The sequence below is a fragment of the Azohydromonas australica DSM 1124 genome (genome assembly GCF_000430725.1).
GTDB lineage: Bacteria > Pseudomonadota > Gammaproteobacteria > Burkholderiales > Burkholderiaceae_C > Azohydromonas > Azohydromonas australica.
In genome coordinates this window covers 152,103-166,165 of record NZ_KE387212.1, presented here as the reverse complement: position 1 = coordinate 166,165, position 14,063 = coordinate 152,103, and the positions used below count along the sequence as shown (strand labels likewise).

Here is a 14,063-nt window from a genome sequence, read left to right as displayed (position 1 = left end):
ATAGGCGTCATTGACGACAACGTCAAATGTTTGACGTTTGCGTCAGATCAGGATTTTCCCGAACCTTTCTGCTCAGGGCGGCGACTGGCGCACCTGGGCCTCCAGCAGGTCGAGGTGTTCGCGCAACAGGCGGATCGACTCCGCCGCCGACGCCGGGCGCAGGTGACGCTGCTGGTCGCGGACCACGCTGCGCAGCGCCAGCTCGGTGAGCGCTTGCGCCACGGGCTCGACCGCATTGCCCTCCGGTTCGAACCACCAGGCGCTCCAGTTGCACATGCCGATGACGGCCAGGGCGGCCGTGCGCGCATCGGGCGCGACGAAGACGCCCGCGTCGATGCCGCGCTGGATGACGTGCACGAAGTGGTCGAGCACCGAGTGGCGGGCCGCGCGCGCCGCGGCGCGCCGCGGCTCGGGCAGGCTGCTCTCGCTGCGTTCCACGACCCGGAACTGCAGCGGGTGGGTCAGGATCAGCGTGGCGTGCTGCATCACCAGTTGGCGCAACGCCTGCTCGGCCGGCAGCTCGTCGTGGCCGCTGACGCTGCGCGCGAGCTCGCCGGCCTGTTCCGTCACCTCCTCGGTGAGCGCTTCCAGGATCGCTTCCTTGCTCTGGAAGTAGTAATAGACGGCTGTGCGCGTCGCGCCCAGCGCATCGGCGATGTCGTTGATGTTGGTACCGCCGAATCCCTTGTCGATGAACAGCAGCGAGGCCGCATTGAGGATCGACTGGCGATTGATCTCGCCACGCGTTTGCGAACGGGTCTTGGTCGGGGTGGTGGCCTTGGGCATGGCATCTCCGTTTTTGCAGGAGCTTGCCACGGGGCATCCGCGGCGGCAGCCCGGATGCCCCGCCGCGGGCGCTTCTCTCAGCGCTGTCCCTTGCGCCAGGGACCCTCGATCACCAGCGTGATGCCGGGCGACTGGATGTTGACGAACATGAAGCGGCCGTTGTGCGAGAAGCAGCCGCCGCAGAACTCGCTGTCGTTGATGCGGTTCTCCGCCACGCGGAACAGCTCCCCTTGCGAGTTCACTCCGACGATGTTGTTGCCGCCGGCACCGTCCTCGTACATGTAGAGCCGCCCGTCCGGGCCCAGCGTGATGTTGTCCGGCGCCTCCAGCACCGCCCGGTCGGTGGACTCCACCACCAGCGCCAGCGTCTGGGCCACCGGGTCGTAGGCCCACACCTGGCCGGCGCCGAGGTTGCCGCCGCTGGTGCAGCAGAAGTACACCAGCCCGTTGCCGTACCACGCCCCCTCGCCGCGGCGAAAGCGCGCCGCGCCCTTGGCCTGGCCCTGGGCGCGCGTGCTGTTGGCGAAGACGTTGTCCGCCGGGTCGGGGTTGTCGATCGTCACCCATTCCACCGGGATCGGCTGGTTCAGCCGGCCCAGGAAGCCGGTCGAGGTGTCCACCGAGGCCGCGGACTCCTTGAGCTTGAGCGCCTGCAGCGTGCCGCCGGCCAGCAGCTGGCCCGGTTCCTTTGGCACGTAGCGGTAGAACAGGCTGTCGCCGGTGTCCTCGGTCTCGTAGACGACACCGGTGCGCGGGTCGGTGGCGGTGGCTTCGTGGCTGAAGCGGCCCATGCCCACGATGGGCTGAGCGCGCGTCGGCCCGAAGGCCACGGCCGGCACCTCGAAGACGTAGCCGTGGCGTTGCTGGAAGGTGCCGGGCGCGGCGAGGCTGGTCGTCTCCTCGCAGCTCAGCCAGGTGCCCCAGGGCGTGGGACCGCCGGCGCAGTTGTTGTTGGTACCGCCCAGCGAGGCGTAGTGGCGCAGCAGCCGGCCCTCGGGGTCGAGCACCAGCGTGGTCGTGCCGCCGTTGGCCCAGGGGTCGAACTTCAGCGCGTCGGCCACGTCCACGCCACGAGGGTTGCCGAACTTGGACTCGCGGTTGCTGAGCTCGTGGTTGCGCACGAGGATCGTCGTGCCGTCGTGCCCGCGGAAGCAGGCCATGCCGTCATGGTCGCCCGGCACCAGCGTGCCGTCGCTCATGGTCTGGCCGGTGATGGAGACGGCCCAGTAGCGGAAGCCTTCCGGCAGGGAAATCAGCGGCTGGCCGCGGTAGTCGAAGGCACCGGGCAGGACCACGTCCTCGGTGTTGAGCGGCAGCCTGGGTTGCAGCGGTCCGAAACCGGGGCCGAAGGCGGGTGCGCCTTGCGCCGTGCGGCTGTAGAGGGTGGCCAGCGGCGCGGTCAGGGTGCCGGCACCCAGCATGCGCATGAAACTGCGGCGGGACGAGGTCATTCAACAAACTCCATAGGGTGGCATCGTCTGCGGCAGGCGGCTGCCGCGCGGCTCGCCGCGCCCGCATCCCCTGCACCGCGGCCACCATAGGAAGCGCGAATGACGTTCCCGTGACGCCCGTTGCCCGCTCAACAGGAGTCACGCCTTGTTTCAAGCATGTCAGGCGGCAGGCGGCGCACCTTCCCAGGCGCGCTGCAGCAGTGCGCGCAAGGCGGCCCGCTCCAGCGCACGCGGATTCGGGTACGGCGCGGAGGCGGCCAGGTCGGCGGCGCGGTCCAGGCCATCGGCGGGCATGCCGATGTCCCTGAGCGCCGTGGGCGCGCCCAGTTGCCTGGCCAGTTGCTGCAGCCCCAGCGGCGCATCGTCCACGCCCAGCGCCCGCGCAATGCGCGCCATGGCCTGCGGCGCCATGGGGGCGTTGTAGGCCAGCGCGTGCGGCAGCACGACGGTGTGCACCTCGGCGTGCGGCAGGTTGAAGCTGCCGCCCAGCGTGTGGCAGAGCTTGTGGTGCAGCCCCATCGCCACGTGGCCCAGGACGGCGCCGCACAGCCAGGCACCGTAGAGCGCGTCGCTGCGCGCGGCCTCGTCGTGGCCGTCGGCATGCAGCGCGGGCAGCGCCCGCGCCAGGGCGCCAATGCCCTCCTCGGCCATCATTGCCACGATCGGGTTGCCGTCGTGCGCGTACAGCCCTTCGGCTGCGTGCGCGATGGCGTTGAGGCCGCTGGTGATGCTCAGGCCCACGGGCAGCGTCATGGACAGCTGCGGGTCGTACAGCACGGTGCGCGGCAGCACCCGGGGGTCGCGCCCGGTCTTCTTCAGGCCCGCCTCGGTGAGGCCGTAGATCGGCGTCATCTCACTGCCGGCGTAGGTGGTTGGAATGGCAACGATGGGCAGCCCGCTGTCCAACGCGATGGCTTTGCCCAGGCCGGTGGTGGAGCCGCCGCCGATGGCGACGGCGCAGTCTGCGCCCAGGCGCCGCGCCTCCGCGGCAGCCTCGCGCGCCACCTCCACCGGCACGTGCATCACGGCCCGCGGGAACACGCCCGCGCCACGCTCGCCCAGCATCTCCGCCACGCGCCGTGCCTCTTGCGCCTGCTCGGGCGTGGACAGCACCAGCGCCTTGCGCGCGCCCAGGCGCTCGATCTCGGCAGGCAGTTGCGCCAGCACGCCGGGGCCGAACAGGACGCGCGGCAGGTGGGCATCGAAGGTGAAAACGTTCATGGGTAAAGCCTCATTCGAGCGGCAGGTTGCGGTCAGCCACCAGGCGCGTCCAGCGCTGGCGCTCCGAGGACAGGGTCTGGGCGAACTGCTCGGGCGTGCTGGCGATGCCCTTGAGCCCCTGTTCCTCCAGGCGCGCCCTGAAGGCTGGCGCCGCAACGATTTTGGCGATCTCCGCCTGCAGCCGCGTGATGACGGGAGCCGGCGTGCCGGTGGGGGCCAGCATCCCCACCCACGACTCCACCTGGAACCCCGGGTAGCCCGACTCGGCGACGGTAGGCACGTCGGCGTAGGCCGCGGAGCGGGTGGCGCCGGTCTGCGCCAGCGCGCGCAGCTTGCCGCCCTTGACGTGCGGCTGCGCCAGCACCGCCGACAGGAACATCATGTCCACCTGTCCGCCCAGCAGGTCTTGCTGCGCCGGGCCGCCGCCGCGGTAGGGAACGTGCGTGATGCGCGTGCCTGAGACGCTCTTGAAGTACTCGGCCGTCAGGTGGTTGCTGCTGCCCGCGCCGGTGGTGGCGTAGTTGAGCTTGTCCGGTTGGCTGCGCGCCAGCGCCACCAGCGACTTCAGGTCGGCCGCCTGCACTTTCGGGCTCACCACCAGCACCAGCGGGTTGCTGACGATCTGGGTGACGGGCGCCAGGCTGCGCAGGATGTTCTCGCCCACCTTCGGATACACCAGCGGATAGGTCACGTAGGAGTCGAACACCATCAGCAGCGTGTGGCCGTCGTTCGGCGCGCGGGCCACTTCCGCCGCGCCCACCGAGCCGCCGGCGCCGGCCTTGTTGTCGATGAGCACCACCTGTCCCAGCGCCTGCTGCAGCCCGGGCTGCAGCTGCCGGGCCACCGTGTCCACGATGCCGCCCGGCGGGAACGGCACGACGATGCGCACCGGCTTGGACGGCCAGGCTTGCGCCGATGCCGCGGCCCCGGCCAAGGCCAGGGCGCCCGCGACGACGAAGGAGGAAATGGTCTTCATGGCTTGCTCCTGCTTTGACAACGGTTCAGCGCGCATACCACGGCGGGACCTGCGCATCGACGTTGACCCACACGCTCTTGACCTGCGTGTACTCGCGCATGGCCTCGAAGCCCATCTCGCGGCCGTAGCCGCTGGCGCCGGTGCCGCCGAAGGGCGAGCCCGGGTTCACGCGCTTGTAGCTGTTGATCCAGACCATGCCCGCGTGCAGCTCGCGCGCGAAGCGGTGCGCGCGCTGCAGCCTGGCGGTCCACAGCCCGCTGCCCAGCCCGTACTCGGTGGCGTTGGCCATGGCCAGCGCCTGATCGTCGTCCCTGAAGGTGAGCACGGTCACGAACGGGCCGAACACCTCCTCCTGCGCGATGCGGTCGCGCTCGCTGCGCGCATGCACGATGGTGGGCTCGATGTAGCAGCCCGCGGACAGCGCCGCATCAACCGGCGGCCGGCCGCCGCTGAGCACCTCGCCGCCCTGCGCGCGCGCCTCCTCGACGTAGCCCAGCACGCGGTCGCGGTGCTGCGCGCTGGTGAGCGGGCCCATCTCGGTGGACGCGTCCAGCGGGTTGCCCAGGCGCACCGACCGCGCCAGGGGGATGAAGCGGTCCAGGAACGCGTCGGCGATGCGCTCGTGCAGCATCAGCCGCGAGCCGGCGATGCAGGCCTGGCCCTGGTTGTGGAAGATGGCCCAGGCGCTGCCGTTGACGGCCGCATCCAGGTCGGCGTCCTCGAAGACGATGTTGGCGCCCTTGCCGCCGAGCTCGAGCTGCACCTTCTTGAGGTTGCCCGCCGAGGCCTGCACGATGCGCCGCCCGATGGCCGTGCTGCCGGTGAACGCCACCTTGGCGATGGCCGGGTGTTCGGCGATGTACTGCCCCGCCACGCCGCCCAGCCCCGGCAGCACGTTCACCACCCCGTCGGGCATGCCCGCCTCGGCCATCAGCTCGGCGATGCGCAGCGCCGACAGCGGCGTGATCTCCGCGGGCTTGAGCACCACGCAGTTGCCCGCGGCCAGCGCCGGCGCCATCTTCCAGGCCGTGAACATCAGCGGGAAGTTCCACGGCACCACCTGCCCCACCACGCCCAGCGGCTCGCGCAGCGTGTAGTTCAGGAATCCGGCTTCCACCGGAATGGTCTCGCCCTGGAACTTGTCCGCCATGCCGCCGAAGTAGCGGAAGCAGGCCGCGGTGCGCGGCACGTCGAGGTGCCTGGAGTCGCGCAGCGGGTGGCCGGTGTCCAGCGACTCCAGCGTCGCCAGCTCGTCGGCGTGCATCTCGATCAGCTCGGCCAGACGCAGCAGGATGCGCCCGCGATCGGCCGCAGCCCGGCGGCTCCAGGCCGGGAAGGCGCGCTGCGCTGCGGCCACGGCGCGGTCCACGTCGTCGCGTCCGGCCATGGCGACCTGGGCAATGACGCTGTTGTCGTGCGGGTTCAGCGTGGGCAGCGTCTGGCCGGAGGCCGCGTCCACGAACTGGCCGTCGATGAAGAGCTGGTGGCGTATGGGCGTGCGCAAGCCCACCGCGGCCTGAAGGTCCGCGAGATGCATGTGAGAACTCCTGGAAGGGCCGCCGCGGCGGGGCGGCTCAGCGGCTCGAGGCTGGGGGTGGATCGGTGCGTAGAGTCTAGGAACCACCCCTGCGCGCCGGTAGCCGGCAGGACACGAGCAGATCATTTGCGAAACCCGAACAATGCCCCGGGTCAACCCGGATCCTCCAGCAGCTCTGATGGCAGCAGGCCGCGCTCGATGAGCGCCTGGTCCCAGGGCGGCTCGCCACCGAAAGCGGCACTGAGGCTTTCAATGAACAGGCGCAGCTTGAAGGTGCCGCGCTGCGTGCGCGCGTACACGGCGCAGAGCCAGAACGAGGAAAGCTGGAACTCCGGCAGCACCACGCGCAGCCGGCCGTCGCAGATCGCGTCCGAGGCCACCAGCGTCGGCAGGCAGGCGATGCCGGCGTGCTCGCAGGCGTAGTCGCGCAGCAGGTGCACGGAGTTGCTCATCACCATGGGCTTGAGCTCCAGCGTCAGTGGTTCCTCGCCTTCACGGTGGAAGGTCCAGCGGTCGCGCGAGGGATAGCCCGAGTACAGCGCCAAGCGGTGACCGAAGAGGTCAGCCGGCAGCCGTGGCATGCCATGCCGGTCCAGGTACTCTGGCGACGCGCAGAACAGGCGCCGCACGGGAAAGACACGCCGCGAGACCAGTTCCTCCGACACCGGCCGGAAGATCTGCAGCGCCACGTCAAAGCCCTGCTTGATCGGGTCGATCACGACGTCGCTGACGAAGAGGTCCAGCACGATCTCCGGGTAGCGCTGCTGGAACTGGCGCAGCAGGCCGGCGGCGTGGCCGAGCATGAAGCCGGTGAGCGCGTGCACGCGCAGCGTGCCGGCGGGCGTGCCGCGCACCTCGCGCATCTGGTCCACCAGCTCATTGGTACGCGCCACCAGCTCGCTGCAGTCGCGGTAGAAGACCTTTCCCATCTCGGACAGGCGCACCGTGCGCGTGGTGCGATGGAAAAGCGCGTCGCCCAGCATCTCTTCCAATTGCTGAACCCGCGTGGTCACGACCGATTTGGACAGCCGCAGCTGCCGTGCCGCCTCGGCGAAGCTCTGCGTCTCGGCAACGCGCACGAAGGCTTCGATGCACAGAAAGCGGTCCATGGGCCCTCCCTGCCGGGCCGGGCATGGCGCTCACGGCACGGACACTATCCGGCTACAAATTCAGCGAGAACGCTCAGGCGATCGCATGCCGCAGCGAAAGCCCCGTCTCGCCATTCTTGCGCGCGTCGGCGGGCTGCCAGGCCAGGTCACGGGCCACCCACAGGTCGCCCCAGCGCAGGGCGCGTTGGGTGCGCACCCGCTCCAGGTAGTCGCGCGCGCCGGGGGACAGGAACGAAAGTTCCTGCACCTCTGCTTGCGCCGCCACGGACGTGGTGAGCTCGTCGAGGTCCCGCGACAGCGGCTGGCAAGCGTGGATCAGCGCACGCCAGCCTGCGCAGCGGCGGGACTGGCGGCCGAGCACGAAGATGCTGGCGAATCCCAGGCCGGCAATGCCGGCCAGCTCGCCTTCATGCATGACGGCTCCGGCGATCGCCGGCACCAGCAGCAGCAGGGCGGCTGCAACGGCAATGAGGAGCCCGAAGGCGGAGGCCGTTGCACAGAACTCCAGCTCCTGCATGGCCGTCGAGCTGACCCCGTTGAGCATGGCGTCGGAGAAGACCGAGTGCAGGCTGAACACCTGACTGAAAAGCGTGTAGGCAGTACTCACAGATGTGCCTGACTGTGTTCTGGGAGCCCGGTTCCAGAAACGGCTGCCGTGACGGGCTCGGGATCACGGCACGGAAAGCGCAAACAGGTATTCGCTCGGGCATCTTAATGAAGAAGGCCGGCTGCCCAGGCAGCCGGCCCGCCGCGGCGCCCGTGTACCGTCAGTGCAGCGCTGCACCACCGCCCGGCGCCGGCAAGCCCAGCGGCTGCAACTCGGCCGGCTCGCTCTCCCGCGACGAGCGGACGCGCTGGACCAGGGCATTCATCTTGGGCACCAGCCGAGCGGTCTGCTCGCGCAGGCCCTCGTTGCGTGCGGCCCGCAGCGCCAGGCCGAGGCCCGCGGTGGCTGCGACCAGGCCGGGAAGGCCACGCCGCGAGGCCCCGTAGAGCACCAGCGCCGCACCGCCGGCCAGGGCCGCCAGCCGCGAGCCGTCGGTGTCGTACACCTGCAGCGAGACGGCATCGGTGTCGCGGGATGAGCCGCCCTGGAGTTCTGGCACCTCGTCGGGCGAGGCATGCACCTCCAGTCCTGCCTCCTGGACCCTGCGCACGCCACGCACAGAAGCCGCGGACTCGAACAGCCGAGCCAGTTCCTCCGCCAGCACTGCGCCGCCAACGCTGACGCAGCCCGAGTCCGCCGTGATGCGGATCGCATCCGGATGCGACAGCGAGCGCTCCAGCGCGGCACGCACGCGCTGCACGAGCACGGCGTCGTCCGGCGGACTGCGCTGCAGCAGACCGGCCGCGCGCGAGACCAGCCCCCGGGCGCGCTCGCCCAGGTCGTCCGGATCCACGCCGACGAGGCCAGCGCCGCTGCGGCCCAGCCGCAGGGCTTGGTCACGCAGCTGTGCCCAGCGCCGGCTGCGCTGCTGCGGATCGAGCAGCAGCAGCGCAGCCGCCCCGACGGCAATGCCGCCCACGGCCGTCAGCAGCGGGCGGCTCATGCCGGAGCGGCGAGGCTCCGGCGGCTCGGTGTCATGCGCCGCTGAAAGTCTGTCCCGGCCTTCGCGGGCCAGGGCCTTGGCCCGGTACCAGGTCCTGCGCCCGGCATGCCGGCCTTCATCGGCCCAGGCCTGCAGCCGGTCTGCGGCTCGATGGCCCGACTGCCGGCTCTTGTCGCCAAGGTCTTGCAGGCGGTCCAGGGCCTGGCTGCCTGCACCTTCCATGGTCTCCCCGGCCTCCCGGGACGCGTCGGCGACCTGGTGTTGCAACGCCATCCTGCGGCGGCGGCCATGTTGGGGATCGGTCAGGTACAGCGCTGCCGCACCTGCGGTGAGCATGCCCAGGACTGTCAATGTGCGTTTCATCGGAGGCCTCTTGAGTCAGCCGCTGCCACATCAGCGGCCCACCGCGAGTGCAAAACTCGTTCCCGACTGGGCGACCTCCGGGGCAACGCAGCGTTGCCTGAATGGGGAACAGCGACCCCTTGCGCTGCGCCCTGGCACCGGTACCGCGTCAGCTCAACGATTGAAATCGGCGTGTAGATGGCTCGGCCAGCGCTCACATGCAAGAGAGCGACTTGGTAACACCTTCAACGTCATGGTGAGCGCCTGCCGGCCAAAACGCGCAGGGCCAGCACCTACCATGGCGCCCCGCGATGTCGTCAAGTTGAAGATGAAATTCCAGGTGCTGTCCCTGCTGTCGGTGGCCTTGCTGGCTGTCTCCGTTTCTGCCCAGGCTCATGGTCGCGGCGAGTACAAGGAGGAGTTCTGGGACGGAAGTTGCAAGGTCAAGCGCAAGTACAAGGACGGGGGCTACAAGGAGGAGCGCAAGTGCAGGGCAGCGGCTCCCGTGTACTACGCTCCCGCGCCGGTCTACGCACCCCCGCCCGTGCACTACCGCGCCGTGCCGGTCCCTGTCCCGGTACAGATCGGGTTGCCCATGGCACCGGCCGGTATCACGATCAACGGGACCTTTCACCTGCGGTAGTGGGCCCAGCGAACACGCGGCTTCGCTGAAGGATGGTTCCAAGCTGCTCGCGTTGATGCGGTCTGGAAGGCCGGGGTGATGCTGCGCATCACCCCGGGCGACACACGCGGTCCCATTTTGCAGCGGCCCGCTCTGCCGGACAGACTGAGCCTTCAGCCGCGCAAGCGGCCTTACTGCTGGCGGCGACGCGCGAAGGCCAGGCCCGCCAAGGCCAGGCCAGTCAGGGCCAGCGAGCCGGGCTCGGGCACGGCGTTATTGGGCGGAGACACGGGCTCGCTCACCAGCGTGAGCGTGGCGTACTGCTGCAACGTCTGGTCGTTGAGCGTGAAGTTCAAGGTGTTCATCGTCAGGCGGAACTGCCCCCCGATGCCGAAGTCCAGCAGCAAGGGATTCCAGGCGATGGACAAGTCGACGCCGGCGTCATTGATGCCACCGGTAGTGGCCGTGCCGGTGGCCGTGACGAAGTAGGAATCGCTCACAGGGTTGCTGAAAACGAAGCTGGCGCTGACTTCCAGGCCATCCGTTTCGTTGGCATCGATGGTGGCATTGCTGCTGGCACCGCCTTCGTCTTTCAACTTCAGGCTGCCCACCTCGAAGCTGAAGGACTGCCCCGTGGCCAGATCGGCCAAGTGGTGCAGCGATGCATCGGTCAACGAGACCTGCATGCCGAGCCGGCCGGCAGTGCTGCCATAACCCGGCCCCAGCGCAAGCGCCGTCGCCTGCACGTCGAAATGCACCGGGGCTGCGATGGCAGCCGTTGCGGCCGACAACGACCACGCTACCGCTGCTGCGGCTTGTCGAATTGCCAGTTGGATTCTTTTAGACACATCAACTCCCTTGCTTGGCTTGCCAGTGTCGAAATTGCACAGTGGCGCCACGCAATAGCAGCAGTTATGCCAAAACGATTTTCTTTTGCAGATCAAGCGCTTAGAAGAATCCTTCTGCCTCCGCCGGACCACGTGTAAAAGGCCGCGACATTATTTGTAAACCGCCGGAATAATCAAGATACATATAGCATTTAAGGATGGATTTCCATACCAACGAAATAAAAATAAAGCACCCCCTGGTTGCAGGGTTCCATGAACCCAGCAACGACACGATGGCGCGCCAGGAACCGGCAATCTCAAATAGCCGGCCGGCAATCGATATGACGCTCATCGAGGCCGACTGCAGCCTGTAAAGAAAACCGACGCACCGGTCGGTGGCGCCAGAGGGTGTGGACCAGTGCCTGGAGCTGCAGCGGGAACGGTGCGCGGCGACTGGTCATCACGGCATGGCTGCAAGCGTCCCGGCCGCACCGCGGAAAGCGGCAGCGCCGCAGAGCGCCGAGACCGGATTTGGAGGTCCGGCTGATGCCCCGGCCCAAGCGGGCTGTTGACCAGCTTGAGTCGTCACCGTCAAGCCGCACACCCGGCCCAAGGGTGAGCAGGTGACGATGTTTACCAAATGAAATATTTTTTGGATTCAAAAGATACGTTTTGCGATAACGCATCGATAATGCATGTTTACCGGCCTGAATCTGCAGCCGGTCACCTGCAATCCAAGCTCAAAAAGAGCTTTTCAATGGGGAGGCGATTGTGAGCAGGCAGTTGAACGCCATGATCGAGGCGGCTCTTTTTGCGAGGGATTGCCTTTTCTTTGTGCCGACGGCGTTTTGTATCGGCATCGTTGGAGCGGCAGTATTCCTGTCGGCCAAGTCCATCACGGCTGACGATCCGGCGAAGGACGTGCGCTTTTCTTCCCATCCAGGACTCCAAGCGGCACAGCATCAGCAAGATGCACCGGTCCTCCCTGGCCTCCAGACCACGGCACTGCGACGGTCAAGGGAACAGCGGCTGGACGAGTGCCATGCCGGCTCCTGCCTGTATGGATTGCAGCTGGCCTCTCCCGGCCGCTCGGCACAAACCCACCTCGTGTTGCCTCAGCCCTGAGCGACCCGATGTCATCCGGCGCGCGCTGGCACGGCTGGCTCGACCGGCCGCTGCCATCTGCAGAGCAATGACTTCTCAACCAGTTGTTCACGCATCGAATGACTCGATGGCTGCATGAACGTTGTAGTGATTACAGGTTGGATACGGACGAGCGGTTCTGATCCGATTACTGACGGCACCGTATCAACCCCATCGCCAGTTAGCGTCCGCTCTGGCAACTTCAATCCGTAGATTCCCTCTTGGCGTCCACGCCGCATCACTGAGCGCGTGACGCAAACAAAGAAGCACGCGCCTGCTTTCACGCAGGCCAGTCCGTGCAAGTGACTCGAAGCCGGCCAAGGCCGCGCTTCAGTACCGAGGGATCCAATCGATGAGAGAGATGTTTGTCACCATCCTGGCGATGGTAGCCACTGCTGTTGCCTTCGCGCTGGCGGCAGGGCATGTCCTGGCGCAAGTGCACGCCATGCAAGGCCTCGCCGTGTGGCAAGCCGTGCTGGTCCTGGCGCTGTTCTCCGGCTTCACCTACGGCAGCGCGGTTTATCTGCTGTCCCGTATCGGATGGCTGCGTCGTCAACAACACGGCTCACCTCAGTGCAGGGAGCGGGCGGCCCCCATCTCCAGCGCGGTCCGGACGCCCCGGGTCTGCGTGCTCGTGCCTTCGTACAAGGAGGAGCTGCGCGTCATCCGGCAGACCGTGGTGTCCGCAGCCCTGAGCGAGTACCCGTCCAAGCGCATCGTCGTGCTGGTCGACGATCCATGTTCCGGACCGGGGGTGGATCGCGAAGCGCTGGAGGCGACAAGGCAGCTGATCGCTTCTCTCCATGCTTGTTTCCGCGACGAGTGCCGGCGCTACCAGCTGGCGTTCACCGACTTCATGCACCGTGCCGATGGCGGGCAGGCATTGGACCTGGGCGCGGAAACACGCCGGGTCGCCACGCTGTATGCCAGCCTGGCCGATTGGGTGGAGCAGTTGGCCGAGCCAATGAGCGGGAATGCCTTTGCGCATGTGGACCGCTTCTTCAACGACGAGATCGTCTTGCCCTTGGCGCGCCTGCATCGCGAGCGGTCTCAGCGACTGCTCAGCGGTGCGGCACTCGACCGCGACGCCTTGTGGGCCGAGTACCAGCGGCTGGCATCGCTGCTGCGCACGCAGATCACGCGCTTCGAGCGCAAGCGCTACCGCAACCTGTCGCATGCGCCCAGCAAGGCCATGAACCTCAACAGCTACATCGGCCTGCTCGGTCGCAGCTTCAAGGAGCACGCGAGGGCAGACGGCTGCCACCTGGTGGAATGCGCCACCGGCGAAGCCGACTTCGTCGTGCCGGCAGAGGACTTCCTGCTCACGCTGGACGCCGACAGCCTGGTGCGGCATGACTACCTGCTCAAGCTCGCCCCCATCATGGCGGCCGACCCGCGCATGGCCGTGGTGCAGACGCCGTACTCGGCGCATCCGCACGCGGCGAGCCTCGTGGAGCGCTGCGCCGGCGCGCAGACGGACATCCAGTACCTGGTGCACCAGGGCTTCACGTTCTTCGGCGCGACGTACTGGGTCGGCGCCAACGCGCTGTTGCGGGTGAAGGCGCTGAACGACATCCGCCAGACGGCGCAGGAACGGGGCTTCCAGGTACCCGTCTTCATCCAGGACAAGACCGTGATCGAGGACACGGGATCGACGCTGGACCTCGTGCGCCACGGCTGGACGCTGCACAACCACCCTGAGCGTCTGGCATTCAGCGCCACGCCGCCGGACTTCGGCGCGCTGATCATCCAGCGGCGGCGCTGGGCCAACGGCGGGCTGCTGATCCTGGCGGACCTGCTGCGCTACGTGATGCGTCCGCAGGGCCGGCGGCCCGGGCTGCTGGAGCTCTTCGTGCGCACGCACTACCTGCTGTCGCCCACCCTTTCCAGCATCGGGGTGCTGCTACTCGCCCTGCTGCCGATGGACCCGGCACTGGCGAGCCCCTGGCTGGCCGCCGCAGCACTGCCCTACCTCCTGGTGTATGCGCGCGACCTGCGGCGTTGCGGCTACTCGTGGCTCGACTTCTGGCGCGTCTATGCGCTCAACCTGATGCTCATCCCGGTCAACGCTGCCGGGGTGCTGCAGTCCGTGCGGCAGATCGTCATGCGGCGCAAGTCGGCCTTCGCGCGCACGCCCAAGGTGGGCGACCGCACGGCTTCACCCGCCCTGCACGTGGCCACCCAGCTCGGCCTTCCGGCCATGGCCTCGGCCAGCGCGGTGGCGGCAGCACAGGCGGATCAGCTCTTCCTGGCGGCCTTCGCCGGCTTCAACGCGCTGTGCCTGGCTTGGGGCGTCGTCCGCTTCATCGGCATGCGCGAAGCCTGGAACGACCTGAAGCTCGGCTGCGCAACCTGGTACCGCGCCAGTGCGAGACATATTCCCGCTCGTCAGGCCGGCGCTGGCGCCCAGGAGCCGAAGGCCCTTCCCGCGCCAGAGCGGTCTGCTTCGCTGCACCGGATCCCGGCCGCCTCTGCCAATGCGGACTGAGCCGTGCACGA

The 14,063-nt window shown here is 68.0% G+C and carries 13 protein-coding genes; 4 read left to right on the top strand and 9 right to left on the bottom strand.

From position 1 onward, the window contains the following. Positions 1 to 72: 72 nt before the first annotated feature. From H537_RS0134160 to H537_RS49995, 8 genes are all read right to left on the bottom strand, one after another. On the bottom strand, positions 73 to 786 hold the full coding sequence (locus H537_RS0134160; RefSeq protein ID WP_029001472.1) for a TetR/AcrR family transcriptional regulator: 714 nt from the start codon (positions 784 to 786) through the stop codon (positions 73 to 75). A gap of 77 nt (positions 787 to 863) precedes the next feature. Further along, positions 864 to 2,237, bottom strand: a complete 1,374-nt coding sequence (locus tag H537_RS0134155) for an alkaline phosphatase PhoX (protein ID WP_029001471.1) — start codon at positions 2,235 to 2,237, stop codon at positions 864 to 866. Positions 2,238 to 2,396: 159 nt separating this feature from the next. Further along, positions 2,397 to 3,458: a maleylacetate reductase gene (locus H537_RS0134150; RefSeq protein WP_029001470.1), complete on the bottom strand. Its 1,062-nt coding sequence runs from the start codon at positions 3,456 to 3,458 to the stop codon at positions 2,397 to 2,399. 10 nt (positions 3,459 to 3,468) lie between these two features. Continuing rightward, the gene (locus H537_RS0134145; RefSeq protein WP_043461288.1) at positions 3,469 to 4,434 is read right to left on the bottom strand and encodes a tripartite tricarboxylate transporter substrate binding protein; all 966 of its coding nucleotides are present in this window, start codon (positions 4,432 to 4,434) and stop codon (positions 3,469 to 3,471) included. A gap of 25 nt (positions 4,435 to 4,459) precedes the next feature. Continuing rightward, entirely contained in the window at positions 4,460 to 5,926 is a 1,467-nt protein-coding gene (locus tag H537_RS0134140; protein WP_029001468.1) for an aldehyde dehydrogenase family protein, read from the bottom strand. Between the two features lie 197 nt (positions 5,927 to 6,123). Continuing rightward, positions 6,124 to 7,080 (bottom strand): LysR family transcriptional regulator, encoded by a 957-nt coding sequence (locus tag H537_RS0134135; RefSeq protein WP_029001467.1) that lies wholly within the window; start codon positions 7,078 to 7,080, stop codon positions 6,124 to 6,126. Between the two features lie 73 nt (positions 7,081 to 7,153). Continuing rightward, the gene (locus H537_RS0134130) at positions 7,154 to 7,657 is read right to left on the bottom strand and encodes a hypothetical protein (RefSeq protein WP_029001466.1); all 504 of its coding nucleotides are present in this window, start codon (positions 7,655 to 7,657) and stop codon (positions 7,154 to 7,156) included. Between the two features lie 190 nt (positions 7,658 to 7,847). Continuing rightward, entirely contained in the window at positions 7,848 to 8,993 is a 1,146-nt protein-coding gene (locus tag H537_RS49995) for a BON domain-containing protein (protein ID WP_156902123.1), read from the bottom strand. A gap of 277 nt (positions 8,994 to 9,270) precedes the next feature. On the opposite strand from H537_RS49995, the gene H537_RS50445 reads away from it, so the two are divergent. Next, positions 9,271 to 9,615 carry a hypothetical protein gene (locus H537_RS50445; RefSeq protein WP_064736097.1) on the top strand — a complete coding sequence of 115 codons (345 nt, stop codon included), beginning with the start codon at positions 9,271 to 9,273 and terminating at the stop codon, positions 9,613 to 9,615. 170 nt (positions 9,616 to 9,785) lie between these two features. Here H537_RS50445 and H537_RS56100 read toward each other — a convergent pair whose 3' ends face one another. Next, entirely contained in the window at positions 9,786 to 10,538 is a 753-nt protein-coding gene (locus tag H537_RS56100) for a PEP-CTERM sorting domain-containing protein (RefSeq protein ID WP_238446905.1), read from the bottom strand. A 101-nt stretch (positions 10,539 to 10,639) separates the two neighbouring features. Between H537_RS56100 and H537_RS53805 the strand changes: the two genes are divergently transcribed. The 3 genes from H537_RS53805 to H537_RS47155 all read left to right on the top strand — a co-directional run bounded on the left by H537_RS53805 (position 10,640) and on the right by H537_RS47155 (position 14,052). Then, positions 10,640 to 10,795, top strand: a complete 156-nt coding sequence (locus H537_RS53805) for a hypothetical protein (protein ID WP_156902122.1) — start codon at positions 10,640 to 10,642, stop codon at positions 10,793 to 10,795. 409 nt (positions 10,796 to 11,204) lie between these two features. Then, the gene (locus tag H537_RS53800; protein ID WP_156902121.1) at positions 11,205 to 11,546 is read left to right on the top strand and encodes a hypothetical protein; all 342 of its coding nucleotides are present in this window, start codon (positions 11,205 to 11,207) and stop codon (positions 11,544 to 11,546) included. A 370-nt stretch (positions 11,547 to 11,916) separates the two neighbouring features. Beyond that, the gene (locus H537_RS47155; RefSeq protein WP_084151171.1) at positions 11,917 to 14,052 is read left to right on the top strand and encodes a glycosyltransferase family 2 protein; all 2,136 of its coding nucleotides are present in this window, start codon (positions 11,917 to 11,919) and stop codon (positions 14,050 to 14,052) included. Positions 14,053 to 14,063: the final 11 nt, after the last annotated feature.